General features: G+C 59.8%; 25 protein-coding genes and 1 tRNA gene. 18 read left to right on the top strand and 8 right to left on the bottom strand.

All coding sequences use genetic code 11. The annotated features are described in order from the left end of the window. Positions 1-63: 63 nt before the first annotated feature. From GBK02_RS02185 to GBK02_RS02160, 6 genes are read left to right on the top strand one after another with little or no spacing between them, the layout of a single operon-like run. Positions 64-1,752 carry an AMP-binding protein gene (locus GBK02_RS02185; protein ID WP_203468148.1) on the top strand — a complete coding sequence of 563 codons (1,689 nt, stop codon included), beginning with the start codon at positions 64-66 and terminating at the stop codon, positions 1,750-1,752. A gap of 36 nt (positions 1,753-1,788) precedes the next feature. Next, complete coding sequence (locus tag GBK02_RS02180) at positions 1,789-2,697, top strand: hydroxymethylglutaryl-CoA lyase (RefSeq protein WP_203468147.1); 909 nt, start codon at positions 1,789-1,791, stop codon at positions 2,695-2,697. Continuing rightward, the gene (locus GBK02_RS02175; RefSeq protein ID WP_203468146.1) at positions 2,694-3,686 is read left to right on the top strand and encodes a hypothetical protein; all 993 of its coding nucleotides are present in this window, start codon (positions 2,694-2,696) and stop codon (positions 3,684-3,686) included. The genes GBK02_RS02180 and GBK02_RS02175 overlap by 4 nt, the downstream gene beginning before the upstream one ends. Then, positions 3,687-3,890: a DUF1289 domain-containing protein gene (locus tag GBK02_RS02170; RefSeq protein WP_203468145.1), complete on the top strand. Its 204-nt coding sequence runs from the start codon at positions 3,687-3,689 to the stop codon at positions 3,888-3,890. 4 nt (positions 3,891-3,894) lie between these two features. After that, entirely contained in the window at positions 3,895-4,071 is a 177-nt protein-coding gene (locus tag GBK02_RS02165; RefSeq protein ID WP_203468144.1) for a DUF1289 domain-containing protein, read from the top strand. Continuing rightward, positions 4,068-4,982, top strand: coding sequence for an MBL fold metallo-hydrolase (locus GBK02_RS02160; protein ID WP_203468143.1), 915 nt, complete (start codon positions 4,068-4,070; stop codon positions 4,980-4,982). The genes GBK02_RS02165 and GBK02_RS02160 overlap by 4 nt, the downstream gene beginning before the upstream one ends. Positions 4,983-4,988: 6 nt before the next feature. On the opposite strand, the gene GBK02_RS02155 is transcribed toward GBK02_RS02160, so the two are convergent. Continuing rightward, positions 4,989-6,164, bottom strand: coding sequence for a M20 aminoacylase family protein (locus GBK02_RS02155; protein ID WP_203468142.1), 1,176 nt, complete (start codon positions 6,162-6,164; stop codon positions 4,989-4,991). A 71-nt stretch (positions 6,165-6,235) separates the two neighbouring features. Here GBK02_RS02155 and rapZ point away from each other — a divergent pair, with 71 nt between their 5' ends. The 6 genes from rapZ to GBK02_RS02125 all read left to right on the top strand — a co-directional run bounded on the left by rapZ (position 6,236) and on the right by GBK02_RS02125 (position 10,521). Then, the gene (gene rapZ / locus GBK02_RS02150) at positions 6,236-7,081 is read left to right on the top strand and encodes an RNase adapter RapZ (protein WP_203468141.1); all 846 of its coding nucleotides are present in this window, start codon (positions 6,236-6,238) and stop codon (positions 7,079-7,081) included. Beyond that, the gene (locus GBK02_RS02145) at positions 7,081-7,455 is read left to right on the top strand and encodes a NusG domain II-containing protein (RefSeq protein ID WP_203468140.1); all 375 of its coding nucleotides are present in this window, start codon (positions 7,081-7,083) and stop codon (positions 7,453-7,455) included. The genes rapZ and GBK02_RS02145 overlap by 1 nt, the downstream gene beginning before the upstream one ends. Beyond that, positions 7,436-7,972 carry a Gx transporter family protein gene (locus tag GBK02_RS02140; protein WP_203468139.1) on the top strand — a complete coding sequence of 179 codons (537 nt, stop codon included), beginning with the start codon at positions 7,436-7,438 and terminating at the stop codon, positions 7,970-7,972. Before GBK02_RS02145 ends, GBK02_RS02140 begins: the two co-directional genes overlap by 20 nt. After that, positions 7,965-8,570 carry a flavin prenyltransferase UbiX gene (locus tag GBK02_RS02135; protein ID WP_203468138.1) on the top strand — a complete coding sequence of 202 codons (606 nt, stop codon included), beginning with the start codon at positions 7,965-7,967 and terminating at the stop codon, positions 8,568-8,570. The genes GBK02_RS02140 and GBK02_RS02135 overlap by 8 nt, the downstream gene beginning before the upstream one ends. Beyond that, positions 8,570-9,199 carry an LON peptidase substrate-binding domain-containing protein gene (locus tag GBK02_RS02130; protein WP_203468137.1) on the top strand — a complete coding sequence of 210 codons (630 nt, stop codon included), beginning with the start codon at positions 8,570-8,572 and terminating at the stop codon, positions 9,197-9,199. The genes GBK02_RS02135 and GBK02_RS02130 overlap by 1 nt, the downstream gene beginning before the upstream one ends. 137 nt (positions 9,200-9,336) lie before the next feature. After that, positions 9,337-10,521, top strand: coding sequence for a GGDEF domain-containing protein (locus GBK02_RS02125; protein ID WP_203468136.1), 1,185 nt, complete (start codon positions 9,337-9,339; stop codon positions 10,519-10,521). Positions 10,522-10,644: 123 nt separating this feature from the next. Here GBK02_RS02125 and GBK02_RS02120 read toward each other — a convergent pair. Then, a tRNA-Gly gene (locus tag GBK02_RS02120) sits at positions 10,645-10,718 on the bottom strand. A 49-nt stretch (positions 10,719-10,767) separates the two neighbouring features. Beyond that, positions 10,768-11,256, bottom strand: coding sequence for a flavin reductase family protein (locus tag GBK02_RS02115; protein WP_203468135.1), 489 nt, complete (start codon positions 11,254-11,256; stop codon positions 10,768-10,770). Positions 11,257-11,321: 65 nt separating this feature from the next. On the opposite strand from GBK02_RS02115, the gene mutY reads away from it, so the two are divergent. After that, positions 11,322-12,359 carry an A/G-specific adenine glycosylase gene (gene mutY / locus GBK02_RS02110; RefSeq protein ID WP_203468134.1) on the top strand — a complete coding sequence of 346 codons (1,038 nt, stop codon included), beginning with the start codon at positions 11,322-11,324 and terminating at the stop codon, positions 12,357-12,359. On the opposite strand, the gene GBK02_RS02105 is transcribed toward mutY, so the two are convergent. Genes GBK02_RS02105 through GBK02_RS02095 form a run of 3 tightly spaced genes read right to left on the bottom strand, consistent with a single transcriptional unit; the run spans position 12,331 to position 15,347 of the window. Beyond that, complete coding sequence (locus GBK02_RS02105) at positions 12,331-13,545, bottom strand: HD-GYP domain-containing protein (protein WP_203468133.1); 1,215 nt, start codon at positions 13,543-13,545, stop codon at positions 12,331-12,333. The two genes, mutY and GBK02_RS02105, sit on opposite strands and share 29 nt — an antisense overlap. A gap of 18 nt (positions 13,546-13,563) precedes the next feature. Beyond that, positions 13,564-14,157, bottom strand: coding sequence for a hypothetical protein (locus GBK02_RS02100; RefSeq protein ID WP_203468132.1), 594 nt, complete (start codon positions 14,155-14,157; stop codon positions 13,564-13,566). Continuing rightward, positions 14,142-15,347 (bottom strand): HD-GYP domain-containing protein, encoded by a 1,206-nt coding sequence (locus tag GBK02_RS02095; protein ID WP_203468131.1) that lies wholly within the window; start codon positions 15,345-15,347, stop codon positions 14,142-14,144. The genes GBK02_RS02100 and GBK02_RS02095 overlap by 16 nt, the downstream gene beginning before the upstream one ends. A gap of 56 nt (positions 15,348-15,403) precedes the next feature. Here GBK02_RS02095 and GBK02_RS02090 point away from each other — a divergent pair, with 56 nt between their 5' ends. The 5 genes from GBK02_RS02090 to GBK02_RS02070 all read left to right on the top strand — a co-directional run bounded on the left by GBK02_RS02090 (position 15,404) and on the right by GBK02_RS02070 (position 20,134). After that, positions 15,404-17,311, top strand: coding sequence for an ATP-binding cassette domain-containing protein (locus GBK02_RS02090; RefSeq protein WP_203468130.1), 1,908 nt, complete (start codon positions 15,404-15,406; stop codon positions 17,309-17,311). 113 nt (positions 17,312-17,424) lie between these two features. Further along, positions 17,425-17,961, top strand: coding sequence for a DUF2058 domain-containing protein (locus GBK02_RS02085; RefSeq protein ID WP_203468129.1), 537 nt, complete (start codon positions 17,425-17,427; stop codon positions 17,959-17,961). A 122-nt stretch (positions 17,962-18,083) separates the two neighbouring features. Continuing rightward, on the top strand, positions 18,084-18,695 hold the full coding sequence (thrH, locus tag GBK02_RS02080; RefSeq protein ID WP_203468128.1) for a bifunctional phosphoserine phosphatase/homoserine phosphotransferase ThrH: 612 nt from the start codon (positions 18,084-18,086) through the stop codon (positions 18,693-18,695). 6 nt (positions 18,696-18,701) lie between these two features. After that, entirely contained in the window at positions 18,702-19,565 is an 864-nt protein-coding gene (gene purU, locus GBK02_RS02075; protein WP_203468127.1) for a formyltetrahydrofolate deformylase, read from the top strand. Continuing rightward, complete coding sequence (locus tag GBK02_RS02070; protein ID WP_203468126.1) at positions 19,565-20,134, top strand: hydrolase; 570 nt, start codon at positions 19,565-19,567, stop codon at positions 20,132-20,134. Before purU ends, GBK02_RS02070 begins: the two co-directional genes overlap by 1 nt. A gap of 104 nt (positions 20,135-20,238) precedes the next feature. Here GBK02_RS02070 and GBK02_RS02065 read toward each other — a convergent pair whose 3' ends face one another. Both GBK02_RS02065 and glnK read right to left on the bottom strand, forming a co-directional pair. Next, the gene (locus GBK02_RS02065; protein WP_203468125.1) at positions 20,239-21,726 is read right to left on the bottom strand and encodes an ammonium transporter; all 1,488 of its coding nucleotides are present in this window, start codon (positions 21,724-21,726) and stop codon (positions 20,239-20,241) included. A gap of 10 nt (positions 21,727-21,736) precedes the next feature. Then, positions 21,737-22,075: a P-II family nitrogen regulator gene (gene glnK, locus GBK02_RS02060; RefSeq protein WP_119489942.1), complete on the bottom strand. Its 339-nt coding sequence runs from the start codon at positions 22,073-22,075 to the stop codon at positions 21,737-21,739. Positions 22,076-22,147: the final 72 nt, after the last annotated feature.

The raw sequence follows: 22,147 nt of genomic DNA, 5'->3' as shown, positions 1-22,147 counted from the left end.
CAAGCGGCCGCCACAAGCACAATAAATCGAATGCGCCCCCGCAAGAGGGGCCACGGAGACAAGATGAACATGCAAAGTTACGTCCACGGGGCCAGTAACCAACCCCTGATCGGCCAAACCATCGGCGCATATTTTGACGAGGTCTGTGCCCGCTTCGCCGAGCGCGAAGCACTGGTCGTTCGCCACCAGAACGTGCGGATGACTTACGCCACGCTCAAGGAAACCGTCGATAACCTAGCCTGCGGCCTGCGCCGTCTTGGCCTGAAACCCGGCGAGCGAATCGGCATCTGGTCGCAAAACAACACGGAGTGGGTACTCACACAGTTTGCCACCGCCAAGGCCGGCCTGGTGATGGTCAATATCAACCCGGCTTACCGACGCTCGGAACTGGAATACGTACTCAACAAGGTCGGCTGTCGCGCCCTGATCCTCGCCCCCAGCTTCAAGTCGAGCAACTATCTGGAAATGCTGCAGGATCTGGCACCGGAACTGGCCAGCGGCACACCGGGCGATATCCAGTGCGCCCGCCTGCCTGAGTTGAAGCACGTCATCCGGATGGGTGAGGAACGCACGCCGGGCATGCTCAACTTCGATACCCTGCGTCTGCCGGCTGCCCGTCACGAACTCAATGCACTGGCCGAACTGGCCGAAACGCTGCAATTCGACGACCCGATCAATATCCAGTTCACCTCCGGCACAACCGGCGCGCCCAAGGGCGCCACGCTGTCGCACCACAACATCCTGAACAACGGTTTCTTCATCGGCGAAGCAATGCGCCTGACACCGGAAGACCGCCTGTGCATTCCGGTACCGCTCTACCACTGCTTCGGCATGGTGCTCGGTAACCTGGCCTGCCTGACGCACGGCTCGGCAATGATTTTCCCCGGCGAAGGTTTCGATCCGCTGTCGACGCTTGAAACTGTCGCCGAGGAGCAATGCACGGCCCTGCACGGCGTTCCGACCATGTTCATCGCCGTGCTTGATCACCCCGATTTCGCCAAATATGACCTGTCGCGTCTGCGTACCGGCATCATGGCTGGCAGCCCCTGCCCGATCGAGGTCATGAAGCGTGTGCTCGACCAGATGCACATGAACGAAGTAACCATCGCCTACGGCATGACCGAAACCTCGCCGGTGTCCTTCCAAAGCTCGGTCGATGACCCGGTTGAGCGTCGCGTCTCGACCGTCGGCCGCGTCCAGCCACACGTCGAAGTCAAGATCGTCGATACCGACGGCCGTATCGTGCCACGTGGCACGGCCGGCGAATTGCTGACCCGCGGCTATTCGGTGATGCTCGGTTACTGGGGTGACGAAGTCCGGACCCGCGAAGCGATCGACGCCGCCGGCTGGATGCATACCGGTGATCTGGCGGTGATCGACGAAGCCGGCTACTGCAATATCGTCGGCCGCCTCAAAGACATGGTGATTCGCGGCGGCGAGAACATTTACCCGCGCGAAATCGAGGAGTTTCTCTATCGCCACCCGAAAGTGCAGGACGTTCAGGTGATCGGCGTACCGGATCCCAAATATGGCGAGGAACTGTGTGCCTGGATTATCCTGAAACCTGGCCAGAACGCGACGGACCAGGACATCCGCGATTTCTGTCAGGGCCAGATTGCCCACTACAAGGTGCCACGCCACATCCGTTTCGTCGAAAACTTCCCGATGACCATCACCGGCAAGATCCAGAAGTTCATGATGCGCAACGCGATGAAGCAGGAACTGGGCATTCAGGAACAAGCTCACGCCTGAGTAATCGCCGATTGACCCGATTCAAGGAAAGCCAAGATGTCGCTACCGAACAAAGTAAAGATTGTCGAAGTCGGGCCGCGTGACGGCCTGCAAAACGAAAAGCAGGTCGTTCCGACCGAAATCAAGATCGAACTGATCAACCGGCTGGCCGATGCCGGCGTCAGCGTCATCGAGGCCACCTCCTTCGTCTCGCCCAAATGGGTGCCGCAGATGGGTGACAACAGCGCGGTAATGGCCGGCATCACCCGCCACCCTGCTGCGGTCTACCCGGTTTTGACGCCCAATTTGCAGGGCTTTGACTCGGCCGTACAGGCCGGTGCGACTGAAGTCGCCATTTTTGGTGCCGCCTCCGAGAGTTTTTCGCGCAAAAACATCAATTGCTCCATCGCCGAGAGCCTGAAACGCTTCGAACCCATCGTTTCAGCCGCATCGGCACTGGAAATCAAGGTTCGCGGCTACGTTTCCTGCGTCGTCGGCTGTCCCTACGAGGGCGCCATCGATCCGGAACAGGCGGCCAGCGTCGCCCAGACCCTGTTCGACATGGGCTGCTACGAAGTCTCGCTCGGCGACACCATCGGCGTCGGCAATCCGGCTTCGATCAGCCGGATGATCGAAGCCTGCGCCAAACGCATCCCGGTCGCCAAATTGGCCGGCCACTATCACGACACCTACGGCATGGCGATTGCCAACATTCATGCCTCACTGCAGGCAGGCGTCTCCGTTTTCGACAGTTCGATCGCCGGGCTGGGTGGCTGCCCCTACGCCAAGGGCGCATCCGGCAATGTCGCGACGGAAGATGTTGTCTATTTATTGCACGGGCTAGGCATTGAAACCGGCATCGATCTGGCTAAACTGGCGCTTATCGGCGACTGGATTTCCAGTGCCATCAATCGCCCGAATGGCGCCAAGGCCGGCCGGGCTTTATGTAGCCAAGCGAGCGTGTGAGTCTTTTTTCCAGCGTCACCGATCTATTCAAACCAACTCCGCCTCCCAGTCCGATGCTCAGTCATGCATTCGACCGGGTTGCCGAGTTGGTCAATCCGATGCTCAAGGCGGCACCCGGTTTTCAGCACCGCCTGCAATTGCCGCTCGAACATGCCCTCGGCTATTGCGACGGCTTGATCGCTGCACTGCCTGGCCCGGTCGACATCAATCGACAGGCGTTTTCCAACGATCCGCTGGTCCATGCGCTGTTTGCAACCGCCGATGACATTGACCAGATGCTCGGCCGCAGCCAGGCCATTCGTGACTTTCTGGCCGAACCGGCTTGCTGGGAAAACGAATATTTTTACGCCTTGTTCGCCGCCCGCCGCCAGCAGAAAAAACAGCTCGGCATGGCCCAGCAGGGCGACATGATCCAGAACGACGTTCCCCAACTAGTTCTCTATTTCTCGGACCAGACGCTGATCGAACCCTGCTGCCAGCTTGAAACCACGCTGGAAAAACTCCGCCAGCGCGCGCTGGACAGTTTGCTGCGTACCTTCCATGACCACGTTGAAACGCTGCGTCAGGAACGCGAGGGCCTGCGCGCCGACGCCTCGGCCGAACGGGCGCACCTGACCATTCTGCAAGGCACGACACCGGGTAACGCTTACGAGGTACATACCCGGCATCTGGCCGACCTCGATGCACGCCTGCGCCAGACTGCCGAATTGTTGATGCCCGAGCACCTGATCGAGGCGCTGGCCGATTTCCTTCTGGCCCCCGAGCCATCGCTCAAACTGACCCCTTACAGCGTCAACGTTGACCGCCTCGGTGTGGTCAGCGATAAGACCGCCGATGACGATCTCAGCGTGCACACCCTCAATTTCCCGGAACTAACGGCCCGCGACAAGCGTCTTCATCTCGTCACACTCGCCCGCATTCACCGCGACGAGGCCCTTGAGGCCGTTGAAATGGTGCGCGACCAGCAACATCGTTTCATGCTCATCTAAATGCTCAAATCACCCTGTATCAACGTCTGCCGGATGGATGCCCGCAGCGGCCTGTGCACCGGCTGTTTCCGGACAATTGAAGAAATCACCGTCTGGGCACGTACGGACGACCATGAGCGGCGCAACATCCTGAACCGGATCGCTACACGCCGTTCAGCCAGCAGTGCTGCAGACACCGCCCCCCAGCGCCAGAACACGAACTGAATTCATGAACAACGAAGAAGATCTCTACCTCTGCGTCGGCATCTGTCAGGCTGACCCCGATTCCGGCTACTGCCTTGGCTGCGGTCGTCCACCAATCGATTCGCCGCAAATCGTCGCCGAACTCAGCCCTCCGGTTTTTTCAGCCCCCACGACAAGCAACGACCCGGATACGCCGGAATGAGTCTCGACCTGCCGGAAACACTGGTCGTTCTTGAGCGTGGTTGGCTCTCAGCCAACAATATTCTCTGTTTCGATGGCGACCAGGCCACCCTGGTCGACAGTGGCTATTCGACCCATGCTGCGCAAACCGTCGAACTGGTGGGGCACACGCTGGCGGGTCGATCCCTCAAGCGGCTGATCAACACCCATTCACACTCCGATCACATCGGCGGCAATGCCGCCTTGCAGGCCGCATTCGGCTGTGAAATTGCCGTACCGGCCGGCCTGCACGCCACCATTGCCGACTGGGATGAAGACGCCCTGCTGCTTTCGCCGCTCGGCCAGCAATCAACCCGCTTTCAACACGATCTGCTGATCGGAGCCGGCAGCGAACTGGAAATGGGCGAACTGGTCTGGCAGGCGCTGGCCGTTCCCGGTCACGACATGGAAGCGCTGGCCTACTTCAATCCGGAAAAAGGCATCCTGATTTCTGGCGACGCCCTGTGGGAAAATGGTTTTGGCGTCATTTTTCCGGAACTGCTCGGCGAAGCCGACGGCTTGCGAAGCACCCGGGAAACGCTGGACATGCTCGCTCGACTACCGATACAAACAGTCATTCCCGGCCATGGCAGCCCGTTTGCCACGGTCGACACGGCTTTTGAGCGTGCTTTTCGTCGGCTCGCCGGTTTCGAAGCCAATATCGAACTGCTCGCCTGGCATGCGATCAAGGTGATTACCGCCTTCGCCATGATGGAGAAGCGGCGCCTGCCGATTGCCGAATTCCCGACCTTCATTCTTGGCCTGCCTTTCGCCACCGACGTCAATCGCCGCTACCTCAATTTGCGCGACGACCAACTGGTCGAACGTCTGGAACGGGAACTCCTGCTCGTCAATGCCCTGCGAATGGAAGATGGTGAACTACTGGCCGGTTAGACGGGGTCAGGGCTTCGGCAAGGCCTGCTGAACCAGCCGGACCCAGTAATTAACGCCCAGGGTCAGCAATTCATCGTTGAAATCGTAATGCGGGTTGTGCAGCGTGCAGCCGCCGGTTCCCGGGCCGTTACCAAGCCAGACGTAGCAACCCGGCTTTTCCCGCAGCATGTAGGCAAAATCCTCTGCGCCCATAGACGGCAAGATATCAGTGAGCACTCGCTCTCTTCCAAATACCGATGCAGCAATATCCCGACAGAAATTTGCCTCCGGAACGCTGTTGACCGTAGGCGGATAGCGATGATCAAAATGAACACTGATCTGAGCCGCATTGGCCGCAGCAATCCCGCTGCACAAACGTTCGATCGCCCGCTCGACGCTTTCCTGAACCTCCGGCTTGAAACTGCGGATCGTGCCGCGCAACACCACTTCTTCCGGAATAATGTTCCAGGCCTCGCCGGCATGGAACTGGGTCACACTGACCACGGCTGAGTCGCAAGGATGCAATGTGCGGCTGACCACCGTTTGCAGGGCCTGGACCAGTTGCGCACCGGCGACGATCGAATCGACGCCCTGATGCGGCATCGCGGCGTGGCAACCATGGCCGCGCACGATAATTTCGAAACCACAGGTACCGGCCATGACCGGGCCAGGCATCACCGCCATTTCGCCAACAGGAATGCCCGGCCAGTTATGCAGGCCGAACACCGACTCGACCGGGAAGCGCTCGAACAAACCATCCTCGATCATCACCGCTGCGCCGCCCTCCGACTCTTCGGCTGGCTGAAAAATGAACACGGCAATTCCGTCAAAATCAGGTTCGGCCGCAAGATAACGGGCAGCACCGAGCAGCATCGCCGTATGACCATCGTGGCCGCAGGCGTGCATTTTCCCGGCATGCCGCGAATGATGGGGAAATTCGTTCAATTCGGCGAGCGGCAAGGCATCCATATCGGCCCGCAAGCCGATCATCCGGCCAGAAGTACCGGCCCGCAAGACACCCACCACACCGGTCTTGGCAATCCCGCGATGGACTTCGAGGCCGTAGCGTTCAAGTTCGCGCGCGACCAGATCGGCCGTTCTGTTTTCGTCGAAAGCCAGTTCCGGATGAGCGTGAATATCGCGCCTTTGCGCGGTCAACTCGGCGAGAAAGGGCAAATTGAGCAAAGGAAGGGTCGGGGGCATGGGTGTCTCCTTGTTTCCTTCAATTATGCCTTGGGTTGATCCGGCGCGTCGCCTTGATTATGCTCCGTCAGATGGATCTCATTCTGATTAGCGGCCTCTCCGGCTCAGGCAAGTCCGTCGCCCTCAATCTTCTCGAAGATGCTGGCTACTACTGCGTCGACAACCTGCCGGTCGTGATGCTGACTGTCCTTATCCGGATGCTCGGCGAAGAAAGCATCAAGAAAGTCGCTGTTGGCATCGATGCCCGCTCCGGTGATGGGATCGAACGCCTGCCGGGCAAACTGGAAATCCTGCGCGATGAAGGTATCCGGCTCAACTTCCTGTTCCTCTACGCCAACGATGAAACGCTGCTCAAGCGTTATTCCGAATCACGCCGCCGCCATCCGCTCGCTACCGAAGGCCAGACGCTGGAAGAGGCCATCCGCGCCGAGCGCGATCTGATCAGCCCGATTTCCGATCTCGGCCATCGTATCGATACCAGCAATCTGAAAGCCAACGCCCTGCGCGAGTGGGTACGCCAGTTCATCGAAGCCGAGCCCGGCCAGGGCCTGACGCTGATGTTCGAGTCGTTTGGCTTCAAACATGGCCTGCCGCTCGATGCCGATCTGGTCTTCGATGTCCGCTGCCTGCCCAACCCGCACTACGACCCGCAGTTGCGTCCACTGACCGGTCGGGACCAGCCGGTGGTCTCTTTCCTCGAAGCCGAAGCCGAAGTCTGCCGGATGCGCGTCGATATCCGCCGCTTCGTCGCCGACTGGCTGCCGAGCTATATCCGCGACAACCGCAACTACCTGACGGTCGCCATCGGCTGCACCGGCGGACAGCACCGCTCGGTGTATATCGCCGAGTGGCTAAGCCGCGAATTCGCCAGCCAGGCTCGTGTGCTGGTCCGTCACCGGACCCTGGCCGGCAGTTGATGCCCTGGCTGGCCCTGATTCGTCCGGGCGACTGGCTGATCCTGCTGGCCGGTATCGGCATTGTCGGCGTCAGCATCCCGGTTTTCTGGCAGGGAGGCTTGGCCGACCGCGCAATCATCCGCCAGGAAGGCCTGATTTTCGCTGAAATCGATTTGCGCAGCCGCAAGCTGCTTGAAGTCCCCGGCCCGCTCGGCACGACGCTGATCGCCATTGAACCGGGCCGCGCCCGCGTCGTCTCCGACCCCGGTCCACGTCAATATTGTGTCCGCCAAGGCTGGCTGATGCGCCCCGGCGAAATCGCCATTTGTGCCCCGAATCGCGTCAGTCTGCAAATCAGCGGCCGAACCCGTGTCTATGACTCGATCAGTTATTGAACTCCGCGTCAGCGACGAAGACCGGCGCGTGGCCTGGCTGGCAACGGCTGCCGTCGGTCTGTCACTGGTCGATGCAGCAATTCCCTCCCCGCTGCCCGGCATCAAACCCGGATTGGCCAATATCGTCACGCTCGTCGTCCTGGCCCGCTACGGCTGGGGCACGGCGGTCTGGGTCAGCGGCCTGCGTGTACTGGCCGGCAGCCTGCTGCTTGGCTACTTTCTTGCGCCCGGCTTTTTCCTGTCGCTAACCGGCACCACGCTCAGCCTGCTGGCGCTGGGCCTTGCCCACCATCTGCCAGGCCGCTGGTTCGGTCCGGTCAGTCTGTCCATCCTCGCCGCTTTTGCCCACATCGGCGGGCAGTTGCTGCTCGCCAGGCTCTGGCTGATTCCGCACGATGGCGTTTTCCTGCTGACGCCCGTCTTTGCCGGTGCGGCACTGTTCTTTGGCACCATCAACGGTCTGATCGCAGCTAAACTGCTGGCTGAACCCGCTGCTTCGGAACAACACCATGCCTAAGACCATCTGCCTTGCACTGACCGGCGCCTCCGGCATGCCTTACGGCTTGCGCCTGCTCGAATGCCTGCTGGAAGCCGGCTGCAAGGTCCAGTTACTCTATTCGCAGGCATCGCAAGTCGTTGCCCGGCAGGAAATGGAGTTCGAGCTGCCTTCGCGGCCAAGCGACGCAAAAACCGCACTGCTCGCCCGCCTTCCTGCGGTCGACGCCGAAAAACTGGCTGTTTTCGGGCGTGAGGAATGGTTTGCCCCGGTGGCTTCCGGCTCCAATCCACCCGACGCCATGGTCATCTGCCCCTGCTCGATGGGTACCTTGGCGGCTATCGCCCAAGGATTGGCCGACAACCTGATCGAACGCGCGGCCGATGTCGTCCTCAAGGAAGGCCGCAAGTTAGTGCTGGTTCCACGTGAAACGCCGTTTTCCGCGATTCATCTGGAAAACATGCTCAGACTGTCGCGGGCCGGCGCCGTCATCCTGCCGCCCAGCCCCGGCTTCTACCACCATCCTCAAAGCGTGCAGGACATTGTCGACTTCGTCGTCGCGCGCGTCATGGACCAACTCGGCATATCGCATACGCTGATGCAGCGCTGGGGCGAATAATGGGCTGGTTCGGCATCGGTCGGAACATGGGCGAATCACCCCGCGAAACCCGGGCAATTCCGCTCTTCCCGCTCAAGACCGTGCTTTTCCCCGGCGGCATCCTGCCGCTCAAGGTCTTCGAACAACGCTACCTCGACATGGCCGCAGCGTGCATGAAGGACAATCAGCCCTTCGGCGTTTGCCTGATTGCCCAAGGCGAAGAAACCGGTGCTGCCGCAGACACCCAGCCGGTCGGCACGCTGGCCCGGATCAGCCATTGGGACATGGAGCAGCTGGGCATCCTGCAGATCACTGCCCATGGTGGCCAACGCTTCCGCATCCTTGAAACGCAGCAGAACAAGGACAAATTGCTCGAAGCCGAGGTCGAGCTGATCGCCGACCAGAGCGCGACACTCCCTCCCCAGCATCAGCGCCTGCTCCCGCTGCTGCGCAAGATCATCAGCGACCTCGGCTCGGAACGCATGCCGGAGCCGCACCGCTTCGACGATGCCGAGTGGGTCGGTTATCGCATTACTGAAATATTGCCAATTCAGAATCTGGCCAAGCAAAAGCTGCTTGAACTCGACGATCCACTTTCCCGACTTGAAATTCTTGAGAAATTCCTCGTTCAGCGGAAGCTGCTCGATTAGTCGAGCAGCTAAAGGCAGCCCAAAGTTCGTCAGCCTTGCGATTGATTCGCCCGGACAACAGCGAAATTGATGCGCGTCGACGGCTAGAAAAACACGACCCACGTTACACTGTTGCAGCCTACACATCAGGAAGCACAATGAGCTTGGATGTTCGTACCATCATGCTGGTCTTTTCGGCCCTGACACTCATGTTTTCGGGCCTTCTGGCACTGGTAGGAAGATACACCGGCAACGTCAAGGGGGTCGGGCATTGGGCACTGGCCAATCTGCTGATGGCGAGCGGGTTTGCTTTCTCTTACTCGTTCAGCACTACCTTACCCAATCAATTGCTGTGGCCTATCGTTGCCGCATCGGTACTCATTGTTAGCGGACTTTGCCTCCAATACGCCGGCATCCAGCGTTTCAAGGAAAAACCGATCAACTGGAAATTCGTGGCGATAGCGGTGGCGGCAATATTCTTCAGCGGGATATGGTTCACCGGAATTCACAACAATGTCACCAACCGCGCAATTGTAAACTCCATCGTCTTCGGCATTGTTTTTATCGCCTGCGCTCGCGAATTATTGATCCCCGCCGAGGCACCACTCAGGATTGCCTACTGGCTGACAGGAATCAGCTTTGGCGCACTCTCCGTGCTGGTTTTCGCCAGGGCAGCCATCCTGTGGCAATCATCAACCGAATCCTACGGCCTTTTCCAGAACATCCCGATCAATCCGCTGACTTTCCTCGGTATCTGCCTGCTTCAGTTCAGCACCATGTTCGGCTTTGTTCTGATGCTTGCCTATCGCCTGGTCGGCGAACTGGCCAAACTCGCCTCGCAGGACCCATTGACTGGCGCATTCAATCGTCGCCGGCTGGAAGAGGAAGCCTTGCGGGTGCAAGCGCGCAGCATTCGTACCGGCAAACCAATGGCCGTCATGATGATCGATGTGGATCACTTCAAAACGGTGAATGACCGCTTCGGCCATCAAGTCGGTGACGAAGTCCTCAAGCACGTCGCAAAAATCATCGAAACAACCATTCGGGCAGACGACTATTTTGGCCGCTACGGAGGCGAAGAGTTCTGCATTTTGCTCCCCTCCACCGCCAAGGATGAAGCCTATGCGATGGGAGAGCGGTTGCGACAAATCTACGCCGACACGTCCTACCTGTTCGACGGCCAGCACATACACAGCACCATCAGCATCGGCATTGCCGACTCAGCCGATGTGGGAACAGAATTCAAAACCCTGGTCCAGGCGGCCGACAAAGCACTCTACGAAGCCAAGCAAGCAGGCCGCAATCTCGTCATGCAACACGCCAGCGTCGCGATGTTTGCTTGAATCCGGTTTGAATGCTTCCGGGCAAGGTTTTCTGCCAGTAGACTCTGCCCAGACAACAAAAAAGCCAACCGCATTTGGGTTGGCTTTTTCTTTTGCAGATCAACGACCTGCCTGAATTCGATGTGGAGCGGGCGATGGGAATCGAACCCACGGCTCTAGCTTGGGAAGCTAGGGTATTACCATTATACGACGCCCGCTCAGGCGTCCAGACCGGCATTCTAAGCGCAGAAGCAGCGCGGTTCAATCTCAATCGGCGAGTTTGCGATACTGGCCAGCGTGGAAAAGCAACGGAACGAGGTCAGCGGTTTCGTTGAAGCGTTCAACCCGGCCGATAAAAATGGTGTGGTCACCGGCGGGATGCTGGGTTTCGTTGGCGACTTCGAAGGTTGCACAGCAGTTCGGGAAGACCGGGGCACCACCTGCACCGGCTTGCCAGGGCAGGCCGACAAAGCGGTCGGTCGGCCAGGTGGCGAAGCGATTCGACAGATCCTGCTGGTCGACCGCGAGAATGTTGATGGCGTGGTGGCTGGTGCGGCGGAAGGCTTCGAGGTTGTGCGAGTGGTTGTCCAGGCACCAAAGGACCAGCGCGGGTTCGAGCGAAACGGCCGAGAAGGAATTGATGGTCAATCCAATCGGGTGGCCATCGGGGTCGATGGCGGTCACTACGGCGATGCCGGTGGCAAAGCGCCCAAGGGCGTTACGCAGGGCTCGGCTATCGGTCAGGGATTGGGTCATCTCGGTTTGATTTGCGTCAAAAGGCCGTATTATCCGTGCTCCCGGAGCACACGTCGAGGCAGAATTTGGCCAATCACCCTTCATTTAACGAACGCCTGATTGCCTGGCAGAAGATTGCCGGGCGTCACGACCTGCCCTGGCAGCAGACGCGCGACCCTTATCGCGTCTGGCTCTCGGAGATCATGCTGCAGCAAACGCAGGTCGCCACGGTGATTCCGTATTACCAGCGTTTTCTCGACAGTTTTCCCGATGTCGCCAGCCTGGCAGCGGCACCAATCGATCGGGTGATCGAGCATTGGGCCGGTTTGGGCTATTACGCCCGGGCGCGCAACCTGCATCGCTGCGCCCAGCAAGTTGTCGCGGTCTACGCTGGAAAATTTCCGGATTTGCCCGAGCAGCTCGCCGAATTGCCCGGTATTGGCCGGTCGACCGCAGCAGCCATCGCCGCATTTTGTTTCGGCAAAAAGGCGGCGATTCTCGACGGTAACGTCAAACGCGTTCTCTGCCGGCAATTTGGCATCGAAGGTTTTCCTGGTGCAACGGCAGTCGACCGCGAACTTTGGCGACTGGCCGAAAGCCTGTTGCCGGATAGCGATATCGCGGTCTACACGCAGGGCTTGATGGATCTCGGCGCAACCTTATGCACGCGCAGCCGGCCACGCTGCGATGATTGCCCGATGGGCAGCGACTGCATCGCCCGGCGCGATGGCCGGCAGGCCGAATTGCCGATGGCCAAACCCCGTCCGGCAGTGCCCGAACGTAGCGCCAGCTTTGTCCTGATCAGCGATGGTGCGCGATTGCTGCTTGAACGGCGGCCACCGAGCGGCTTGTGGGGCGGTTTGCTGGTTCCGCCGGAAGGCGAAACCGAGGCCGTACTCTCGCGACTCGGACTGCAAGCCTTGCAACAGCGCCCGCTACCGCCGCTCAAACATGCTTTCACGCATTTCCGCCTGACTTTGCAGCCGGTGCTGTGCACGGTTGCGCCGGTTCAGACAACGGGTGAAAGCGGGCTTGAGTGGATTGATTTGAGCCGGGCCGCCGAGGCCGGCGTACCGACGCCGATCAAGAAGCTGATCAGACAGGTTGCCAGCGCAAGGGGCTGATGCCCCAACGCTCGTAATCTTCGGCGCTGACGATCTGGCCGTAGTGGTTGCCGATCTTGCGCGACAGGTCGACCTCGACCGGTGCGACGTATTGCCGGCGTCCGCCATGGAAAATCACCCTGACCACCGGTGCCAGCAGGTTATCCTGGTGGATGCGCTCAACCACGCCGAGATGCCCGCTTTCCAGCTTGACCAGGGTGCCGACCGGGTAAATGCCGACGGTACGCACAAAAGCCAAGACCAGCTCGGGATCAAAGTCGCTGCCCCCTTGATCGAACAGCTGACGCAAGGCCAGCGACGGTGAAATGGCGGGCCGGTAAGGCCGATCCGAAGTCATCGCATCGTAGGTATCGACAATGGCCGCCATCCGCCCGGCCAGAGAAATCTCGTCGCCAGCCATGCGATAGGGATAGCCGCAGCCGTTGTAGCGTTCGTGGTGTTCCAGCACCACGGCGACCGAGGTTTCCGACAAACGGGTTGTCGCCTCCAGCACTGCCAGCCCTTCCTCGACGTGGCTTTGCACCACGCTGAACTCGGACTTCGACAACGAACCGGGGCGCGTCATCAATTTGGCATCAATCGCCGAATGGCCGATATCCTTGAGCATCGTGCCGAGCGCCAGCTTTTCCAGTTCCGGCTGGGGCATGCCTTGTTGCTGGCCAAAGGCGATGATCAATGCCGACGTCGCCACGGCATGTTCGGTGGCATAAGCATCCATCCGTTTCAAGCGGGCCAGCGGGGCCAGCGCATCCGGATTACGAATCACCGACTCGATCATCTTGCCGACGACCGGCTCAAGGCGCGCGGCATCGACATCGCGACCAGCCTGTGCGGCGAGCACCAGATCGGTCACCATGCCGCTGGCTTCGTGAATCAGGCGTGCGGCCCGGCGCCGCTCCTCGCCCAGCGACACCTTGGGCTGGCGGGCACGCACAGCCTCGACCAGCGTTTCAATCTTTTTCTCGACAACATTGATCCGGGCAATCGGCGACACAGGCGGCAGATCAAGCCCACGCTCGGTATCGATGCTGACGTCCTTGAAACCCTCGGCAATCAGTTTCTGGACATGCGCCTGATCGCGAATCGGAAAACGTCGGCGCCAGATCGAGTGGTCCAGCCAGCGTCGGTGCAAATCGACGACATACATGCCGGGCAACAGCTCATGAACGGAAATTTTGCGAATCACGCGTGCGCCCTGGCTGGCCTATTGCTCGGACTTGGCGGCTGCTTCGGCAGCCCGGCGCTCGGCCTTTTCCACCTGGCGCGCATGGCGGGCTTCGTGGTCGGCGCGTTTCTTTTGCTGGCGCTCGGCATCTGCCGCACGCCGCTTCAACCCTTCTTCAGCCTTGAGCGATTTGCTCGCACGCGTCGCAGCTTCAGCCTCGGCGGCTGCCTTGCGCTCGGCAGCGGTATCGCTCGCCCTGACGTCCAGCTCAGCCTCGCGCTTCGGCACTTCTGCAGCACGCCGTAATGCCTTGTCGCTGGCCTGCTCTTTTTTGACCTGACGCTCCATGGCCCGGCCTTCGTTATCCAGGCGCTGCCCTTCATTGGCCTCGGCGACGTATTCGGCCTGCACGGTCTCCTGGCAGGCATAAACCCGAAAAGTCTTGAAACACTCGGCGTTTTTCTTCTCGAACAGCTTGCTTGCAGCATCTTTCCTGGCCTTGCCATCGCGCTGCAAGGTAGCGGCTTTTTCAAGACGTGCCTCCCAGTCTGCAAGCTGGGCAGGATCAGGCGGGTTTTCTGCGGCCCCGGCCGAAAACGTAACTGCCAGCAAGGCAATTACGAGGGCAGCCACTGATAGGGGTCGATTTTCCATTTTTCAAAACTTTCAAAACTTGCGATGCGATCCTGCACCTTCGAAAGATCAACGATCTCGGGCGGGACGTAATGTGACTGGCCGGCATGGTAGAAAACACGCACTACCGGCTCCAGCAGATTGCCTTCGTTTTGCTCAGTGACGACGCCCATCCGCTTGCTTTCCAGACGGACCAGTGTACCAGCAGGATAAATGCCGATGGCACGAATAAACGATTGCACCAGTTGCGGATCGAAATGATGCGAGCTCCATTCGAGCAGTTTCTTCAGCGCCTGCGTCGGTGACATGCCACGGTGGTAGACCCGCTCCGACGAAATGGCATCGTAAACATCAACAATTGCCGCCATCTGGCCATGCAGGGAAATCTGCTTGCCGGACATGGCATGCGGATATCCCGTGCCGTCAAAGCGTTCGTGATGCTGGCTGATGACCTGCATCGATACCTCACCCAGCCCCGGCATCGTGCGCAACAGGTGAACACCTTCATCGACGTGCGATTTGATGCGCTCAAACTCGTCATCATTCAGCTTGCCTGGCTTGTTCAGGATTTCGTCCGGCACGCAGGCCTTGCCGACATCGTGCAGCAAAGCACCGAGGGCGAGTTCCTTGACTGTCTCACGGGGCAATTTCATGCCGCGGGCGAATGCCACCATCAATGCACAAACGCTGACCGAGTGCTCAAAAGTGTAATCGTCATGGGTCTTCAGATGCGCCAGCGGCAACAAGGCATCCTGATGGCGAAAGATCGAATCGACCATGTTTTCAACCAGCGGTTCGAGACGTTCAATCTGGATCTGCTGGCCCAGGCGAATATCTTCCAGCATGTTGCGCACGATCTTGTTGGCCTCGCCGTGCAAGCGCCGGGCACGCGCCACCTCTTCGCGCAATTCGACGACCACCGGCTTTTCGGCCTGCTTCTGGGCAATTTCCAGCATCCGGCGTTCAAGGTCGGCATTGACATCGTGCTGCGTCGGGGCGGCCCAGACATCGGCGCCCTTGATCGTGTCGATGTATAGCGTCTTGATACCCAGCTTGACGATCTTTTCAACCGTCGCCTGATCGCGTACCGCGAAGGCGTTGGAAAAAAACGGATGATCGAGCCAGCCACAATTCAAATCGTGGATGTACATCCCGGGAAGAAGCTGGTCGGCGCGAATCTGCTTGATCATGCACGGGATTTTATCAGCCCGCCGCTATAATTCGCCGCCAAATCAATGTTGCTGCCATGATCGCCCTCCGCCAAGTCACTTTTGCCCGCGCCGGCCGCCCGCTGGTCGTCGACGCCTCCGTCCAACTCCACACAGGCTGGAAAGTGGGCGTCGTCGGTGCCAACGGCTGCGGCAAATCCAGCCTGTTTGCCCTGCTCTCGGGCGAGCTGCATGCCGAATCCGGTGATGTCGAACTGCCGGCCAGCTGGCATATCGCCCGCGTCACGCAGGAAACACCGGCCCTGCCCGATGCGGCACTCGATTTTGTGCTGGATGGCGACCTTGAGCTACGTCGTGTCGAACGCGAACTGGCAGCGGCAGAAGCCCGTGGCGACGGTGAAGCGATCGGCCACCTGCACGCCCGTTACGGCGAAATCGACGGTTATTCAGCCAAGGCCCGGGCGGCCGAGGTGCTGCATGGTCTGGGTTTCAAGGACGCCGATTTCTCCCGGCCGGTCGCCGAGTTTTCCGGCGGCTGGCGGGTTCGTCTGAATCTGGCCCGTGCGCTGTCCTGCCGTGCCGACTTGTTGTTGCTCGACGAACCGACCAACCACCTCGATCTGGATGCCGTGTTCTGGCTTGAAAGCTGGCTGAAGAACACGCCCGCCACGCTGCTGCTGATTTCCCACGACCGCGATTTCCTCGATGCGGTGGTCGGCCAGATCATCGCCATCGATCTTCAGCGCCTGAGCCTGACCAGCGGTGGCTATTCCGACTACGAACGAGCCCGCGCCGCCCGTCTGGCCGCCCAGCAATCAGCCTTCGAAGCTCAACAGCGCGTCGTCGCCCATCTCAACAGTTTCATCGAACGCTTCCGCGCCAAAGCGACCAAGGCGCGTCAGGCCCAAAGCCGGATCAAGATGCTGGAGCGCATGGAAACCGTCGCCGCGGCTCACGTCGATTCACCTTTCCATTTCAGCTTCCGCGAGCCGAGCGCCCTGCCCGATCCCTTGCTGACCATTGAAAAAGCGTCTGCCGGCTATGTCGACCGCAAGATTCTCGACAACATCTCGATGACGCTGCGCCCCGGCTGCCGCATCGGCCTGCTCGGCCGCAACGGAGCCGGCAAATCGACGCTGATCAAGCTGCTGGCCGGAGCCATCGAACAATTGCACGGCGAACGCAAGGAAGCCAAGGCGCTCAACATCGGCTACTTCGCCCAGCACCAGCTCGAACAACTGCGCCTGGACGAGTCGCCGCTGCAACATCTGGTGCGTCTCGAACCGACGACGCCGGAACAGGAATTGCGCGACTACATCGGCGGGTTCGATTTCCGCGGCGACATGGCGATGCGCGCCATCGAACCCTTCTCAGGCGGCGAGAAATCACGGCTGGCGCTGGCCCTGCTGATCCGCACCAAACCGAATCTGCTGCTGCTCGACGAACCGACCAATCACCTCGATCTGGAAATGCGCGAAGCACTGACTTTCGCGCTGCAGGATTACGAAGGCGGCGTCGTTTTCGTATCGCACGACCGCCACCTGTTGCGCACCTGTGCCGACGACCTGCTGCTCGTCGCCGACGGCAAGGCGGTGGCTTTTGATGGCGATCTGGACGACTACGCCGCCTGGCTGGCCGCCCAGCGCAATGCCGAGCGGGCCGCCGAACCCGATGTCGCCGCCGAGAAAAATGAACGCCTGCAACAACGGGCCGATGCCAAGGCCAGCCGTCAGGCCGTGCTCGCCCAGCGTCGACCGCTGGTCAAGGAAATCGAGCAGCTGGAAAAGAAGCTGGCCAAGTGGAATGAGGAAAAAGCGGCGCTCGAAACGCAATTTGCCGATCCTGAGTTCTATGCTGCGGTCGACCGCGCCAAAAGCGAAGAAATGCACAAACAGGCCGGCTGGCTTGGCGAGCAGATCGACGAGGCCGAAATGCGTTGGCTGGAAGTCCACGAAGCGCTGGAAGCACTGCCGGCCGTCGACTGATCAGCGCAAATTTCGATGACCGGAACAGGACGGCAAGGGGCTTTTGTTATGCTGCCGCTTTTCACCGGCCGCCGCCTAAGCTGGCGATAAACCTATATTTTGGAGTGGCAGACATGGCCTCCTTGCAAGAACAGTTTTTGAAAGCCGGTCTGGTCGACAAGAAGAAAGTCCGACAGGCCAACCACGAGAAAACCAACCAGAAGAAGGACGAGCGCCGCAGCGGTACGCAAAGCGTTGATGAAATCCGTCTGGCAGCGCTCGAAACACAGCGCAAGAATGCCGAACGGGCGCGCGAACTGAACGCCCAGCGCGATGCCGCTGCCCGGCAAAAGGCCATCGCTGCGCAAATCGTCCAGATGATTCAGCAGAATCGCCAGGGCAAGGGTGGCGGTGACATCGCCTACAACTTCACGCACGACAACAAGATCAAGCGGATCTACGTTTCTGCTGCAGTCCAGACACACTTGGTTGCCGGACGGCTGGTCATTGTCTGCCAGGGCGAGAGCACCGAGCTGGTGCCACGGGTCATCGCCGACAAGATCGCCGAGCGCGATGCTTCGCTCGTCGTGCGGGTCAACAAGACCAGCAATGAGGTCGAGGCCGACGATCCGTATGCCGACTTCAAGATCCCTGACGATTTGATGTGGTAAATCCTGGTTGATCGGTGCCTGACGCAGGCCCGGTCAATCGACAAAACCCGTACAAAGCAGGCAAAAACCCGCCTTGCATCGGGTAAAATCCCGTTTTTCCGACTATTCCGCAGGAGCCCACCGTGAAAATCGTCTGCCTTGACCTCGAAGGGGTCCTTGTTCCCGAAATCTGGATCGAATTCTCCAAGCGTACCGGCATTCCCGAACTGATGCGCACGACGCGCGAAGAGCCGGATTACGACAAGCTGATGAGCTATCGCCTGAACATCCTGCGCGAGCACAAGCTCGGCCTGCCGGACATCCAGAAGGTGATCGCCGAAATGGGCCCGATGGACGGCGCCCGTGCCTTCCTCGACCAGCTGCGCGAGGACTATCAGGTCATCATCCTGTCCGACACCTTCTACGAATTCGCCCACCCGCTGATGCGCCAACTGGGCTGGCCGACGCTGTTCTGCCATTCGCTCGAAGCCGACGCCTCCGGCATGCTGGTCAATTACCACCTGCGCATGCCGAACCAGAAGCAGGAAGCAGTTCAGCGCTTCAAGGAACTGAATTTCACCATCGTCGCGGCCGGTGATTCGTACAACGACACCGCGATGCTCGGCGAAGCCCACGGCGGCATCCTGTTCCATCCGCCGGAAAACGTCATCCGCGAATTCCCGCAGTTCCCGGTGGTGCTCAACTACGACGCGCTGCGCGCCGAAATCGACAAGGCTTTCGCCAAGGCAGCTTAAGGCAACATGCACAACGACCGTTTCTACACGCTTTCCGCTTCCTGTCCCGACCAGGTCGGCATCATCGCCAAAGTGTCCGGCTTCATCGCCGGCCAGGGCGGCTGGATTCTTGAGTCCAGCTTCCATTCCGATGCGCTGACCAACCGCTATTTCATGCGGTTGGAGATCAAGGCCAGTTCGCTGCCCTGCCTGCTGGCCGAGTTCCGCGAACGTTTTCGGACGGAAGTTGCAGAGCCCCTGTCGATGGACTGGCGGATCAATGACAGCGCCGTCAAGAAACGTGTCGTCGTACTGGTTTCCAAGCAGGAACACTGCCTCTACGACCTGCTGGCCCGCTGGCAGGCCAAGGAACTCGATATCGAGATTCCCTGCGTCATCTCCAATCACGACACCTTCCGCGGCTTCGTCGAGTGGCACGGCATTCCCTTCCATCATGTGCCGGTCACGGCCGACAACAAGCAAGGGGCTTACGCCGAAATTCAGCGCATCTTCGACGACGTGCGCGGCGACACGATGGTCCTGGCGCGCTACATGCAGATCCTGTCGCCGGCACTGTGCGACGCGCTGCCCGGCAAGATCATCAACATCCACCATTCCTTCCTGCCCAGCTTCGCCGGTGCCAAGCCCTACCATCAGGCTTACACCCGTGGCGTCAAGCTGATCGGCGCAACCTGCCACTACGTGACCAGCGAACTGGATGCCGGGCCGATCATCGAGCAGGACGTCATCCGCATCGACCATTCGGACTCGCCGGACGACATGGTGCGCTACGGCAAGGATGCCGAAAAAACGGTGCTGGCCCGCGGCCTGCGCTATCACCTGGAAGACCGGGTGCTGGTGCACGGCAACAAGACGGTCGTCTTCCGCTGATGCTGATCCGGCGCGACGACTCCCTGCTGCTGGTCGTCGATCTCCAGCAAAAGCTGGCGCCGGCCATTTTTGAGGGCGAGCAGGCCATCGCCAACAGCGTTCGCCTCCTGAATGGGGCTCGCCAGCTGGGTGTTCCCGGCTTTGTCTCGGAACAATATGTGCGCGGCCTCGGCCCCAGTGTCGATGCCATTCGCGATGCCGCAACTGCGCAAATAGCGGCAAACTCCACGGTCAACGTCCGTTTTTTCGAGAAAACGCACTTTTCCTGCGCCGCGGAACCCGGTATCACCGAATTGCTGCGCAGCACCCATCGTTCACAGGTCATCCTGACCGGGACGGAAACCCACGTCTGCGTGCTGCAAACCGCATTCGGCCTGCTCGACGCAGGCTTTGAGGTTTATCTCGTCGCCGATGCCTCTTCTTCACGGACGGCGGCAAACCGGCAGTTCGCCATCGAGCGCATGCGTGCTGCCGGCATCGGTATCGTGACGACCGAAATGGTTCTCTTCGAATGGCTGCATCGAGCCGGCACCGATGAGTTCCGCGCCCTACTTCCACTGATCAAGTAAGCCCCTGGTCCGGCCGCCATGGGCGGCCGGCAGCGATGTGAATTCCGGACAAAAAAACGGGCACCCGAAGGTGCCCGAAGGGAGAGAGCAAAAAACCGTTTGAATTAGTGGTGGTAAGCCGTTTCGCCGTGCGAGGTGAGGTCGAGACCTTCACGCTCTTCATCTTCCGGCACACGCAGACCAATCACGATATCAACCAGTTTGAAGGCGACGATGGAGACCACGCCGGACCAGACCACGACGGTACCGACGCCCCACAGCTGGCTGATCACTTGTGCCGTCATGTCGTAAGGACCGACAGCATTGGCGACGTAGTCATAGACCCCCGTACCACCCAGTGCCGGGTCAGCGAAGACACCGGTGAGGATCGCACCGAGGATGCCGCCGACGCCATGCACGCCGAAGACGTCGAGCGAGTCGTCGATACCGAGCAGCTTCTTCAGGCCATTGACACCCCACAGGCAAACCACACCCGCCAGCAGGCCGATGACGATCGAGCCCATCACGCCGACAAAACCGGCTGCCGGAGTAATTGCCACCAGGCCGGCAACGGCACCGGAAGCAGCACCCAGCATGGAAGGCTTACCCTTCAGGATCCATTCGGCACACATCCAGGAGAGAGCAGCACAAGACGTGGCAACCCAGGTGTTGACCATGGCCAGCGCAGCGCCGCCTGAGGCTTCGAGCGCAGAGCCGGCGTTGAAGCCGAACCAGCCGAACCACAGCAGGGAAGCACCGATCATCGTGAAGGTCAGGGAGTGCGGGGCCATCGAAACATTGCCCAGACCCGTACGCTTGCCAATCAACCAGGCACCAACCAGACCGGCAACAGCGGCGTTGATGTGCACCACGGTACCGCCGGCAAAGTCGAGCGCGCCCTTCTGGAACAGGAAACCAGCCGTCTTGGCAGCAGCTTCACCAGCCGCAGCATCGATGTAGGCATCCGGACCGGCCCAATACCAGACCATGTGAGCCATCGGAATGTATGACAGCGTGAACCAGATGATCATGAAGACCAGGATCGCGGCAAACTTGGCACGTTCAGCAAAGGCACCGACGATCAGACCACAGGTAATCGCTGCGAAAGCGCCCTGGAAGATGACGAAAGCCAGCTCGGAGATGACAACGCCCTTGGAGAAGGTTGCGCCCACCGATTCGACAGTCACACCCTTGAGGAAGAGCTTGTCGAGCACGCCGAAGAACTCGTTGCCTTCGGTGAATGCGGCGGAGTAGCCGTAGATCACCCAGAGAACGGAAATCAGCGAGAAGGTGACGAACACCTGCATCAGCACCGACAACATGTTCTTGGTGCGCACCAGGCCACCGTAGAACAGGGCCAAACCCGGAATCGACATCAGAATGACCAGTGCAGCACTGACCATGACCCAGGCGTTATCACCCTTGTTGGGGACCAAGGGTGCAGCTGCCGGAGCAGCAACCGGGGTAGCTGCGGCTGGCGCAGCTGCAGCGACAGCCGCGGGGGCTGCAACGGCGGCGGCAACCGGGGTCGCTGCTTCCTTTTCTTCAGCCCAGGCCGGTGCGCCGAAGGTAACGGCACCGACCAGAGCAAGCAATGCAAATAGGCGTTTCATGGTTTGCTCCTTAAAGGGCATCGGTACCGGTTTCGCCGGTCCGGATACGAACAACCTGCTCAACGTCGAAGACAAAAATCTTGCCGTCACCGATCTTGCCGGTGCTGGCCGATTTTTCGATCGCTTCGATCACCTGATCCAGCTGCTCGCTCTTCACGGCAGCCTCGATTTTCACTTTCGGCAGGAAATCGACGACATATTCAGCGCCCCGATACAGTTCGGTATGCCCTTTTTGCCGGCCGAAACCCTTCACTTCAGTGACGGTGATGCCCTGCACGCCAATGGCAGACAGTGCTTCACGCACTTCGTCAAGCTTGAATGGCTTGATGATGGCGGTTACGAATTTCATGAATAATTCCCCAGTAGATTGTTAGCTTGTTTTCCACCGCCGGTGCCGGCCGGGTCACCCACGGTGGAAAAA

It is taken from the genome of Dechloromonas sp. TW-R-39-2 (assembly GCF_016864195.1).
Classification (GTDB): Bacteria; Pseudomonadota; Gammaproteobacteria; order Burkholderiales; family Rhodocyclaceae; genus Azonexus.
This window is presented reverse-complemented; position numbering and strand designations above follow the sequence as displayed.

Bases quoted from the DNA above. Each gene is read 5' to 3' on its own strand.
- GBK02_RS02185 (WP_203468148.1), top strand. From the start codon at position 64: ATGAACATGCAAAGTTACGTCCACGGGGCCAGTAACCAACCCCTGATC.
- GBK02_RS02180 (WP_203468147.1), top strand. From the start codon at position 1,789: ATGTCGCTACCGAACAAAGTAAAGATTGTCGAAGTCGGGCCGCGTGAC.
- GBK02_RS02170 (WP_203468145.1), top strand. From the start codon at position 3,687: ATGCTCAAATCACCCTGTATCAACGTCTGCCGGATGGATGCCCGCAGC.
- GBK02_RS02165 (WP_203468144.1), top strand. From the start codon at position 3,895: ATGAACAACGAAGAAGATCTCTACCTCTGCGTCGGCATCTGTCAGGCT.
- GBK02_RS02160 (WP_203468143.1), top strand. From the start codon at position 4,068: ATGAGTCTCGACCTGCCGGAAACACTGGTCGTTCTTGAGCGTGGTTGG.
- GBK02_RS02155 (WP_203468142.1), bottom strand. From the start codon at position 6,164: ATGCCCCCGACCCTTCCTTTGCTCAATTTGCCCTTTCTCGCCGAGTTG.
- rapZ (WP_203468141.1), top strand. From the start codon at position 6,236: ATGGATCTCATTCTGATTAGCGGCCTCTCCGGCTCAGGCAAGTCCGTC.
- GBK02_RS02145 (WP_203468140.1), top strand. From the start codon at position 7,081: ATGCCCTGGCTGGCCCTGATTCGTCCGGGCGACTGGCTGATCCTGCTG.
- GBK02_RS02140 (WP_203468139.1), top strand. From the start codon at position 7,436: ATGACTCGATCAGTTATTGAACTCCGCGTCAGCGACGAAGACCGGCGC.
- GBK02_RS02135 (WP_203468138.1), top strand. From the start codon at position 7,965: ATGCCTAAGACCATCTGCCTTGCACTGACCGGCGCCTCCGGCATGCCT.
- GBK02_RS02130 (WP_203468137.1), top strand. From the start codon at position 8,570: ATGGGCTGGTTCGGCATCGGTCGGAACATGGGCGAATCACCCCGCGAA.
- GBK02_RS02125 (WP_203468136.1), top strand. From the start codon at position 9,337: ATGAGCTTGGATGTTCGTACCATCATGCTGGTCTTTTCGGCCCTGACA.
- GBK02_RS02115 (WP_203468135.1), bottom strand. From the start codon at position 11,256: ATGACCCAATCCCTGACCGATAGCCGAGCCCTGCGTAACGCCCTTGGG.
- GBK02_RS02095 (WP_203468131.1), bottom strand. From the start codon at position 15,347: ATGATCAAGCAGATTCGCGCCGACCAGCTTCTTCCCGGGATGTACATC.
- GBK02_RS02090 (WP_203468130.1), top strand. From the start codon at position 15,404: ATGATCGCCCTCCGCCAAGTCACTTTTGCCCGCGCCGGCCGCCCGCTG.
- GBK02_RS02085 (WP_203468129.1), top strand. From the start codon at position 17,425: ATGGCCTCCTTGCAAGAACAGTTTTTGAAAGCCGGTCTGGTCGACAAG.
- purU (WP_203468127.1), top strand. From the start codon at position 18,702: ATGCACAACGACCGTTTCTACACGCTTTCCGCTTCCTGTCCCGACCAG.
- GBK02_RS02070 (WP_203468126.1), top strand. From the start codon at position 19,565: ATGCTGATCCGGCGCGACGACTCCCTGCTGCTGGTCGTCGATCTCCAG.
- GBK02_RS02065 (WP_203468125.1), bottom strand. From the start codon at position 21,726: ATGAAACGCCTATTTGCATTGCTTGCTCTGGTCGGTGCCGTTACCTTC.
- glnK (WP_119489942.1), bottom strand. From the start codon at position 22,075: ATGAAATTCGTAACCGCCATCATCAAGCCATTCAAGCTTGACGAAGTG.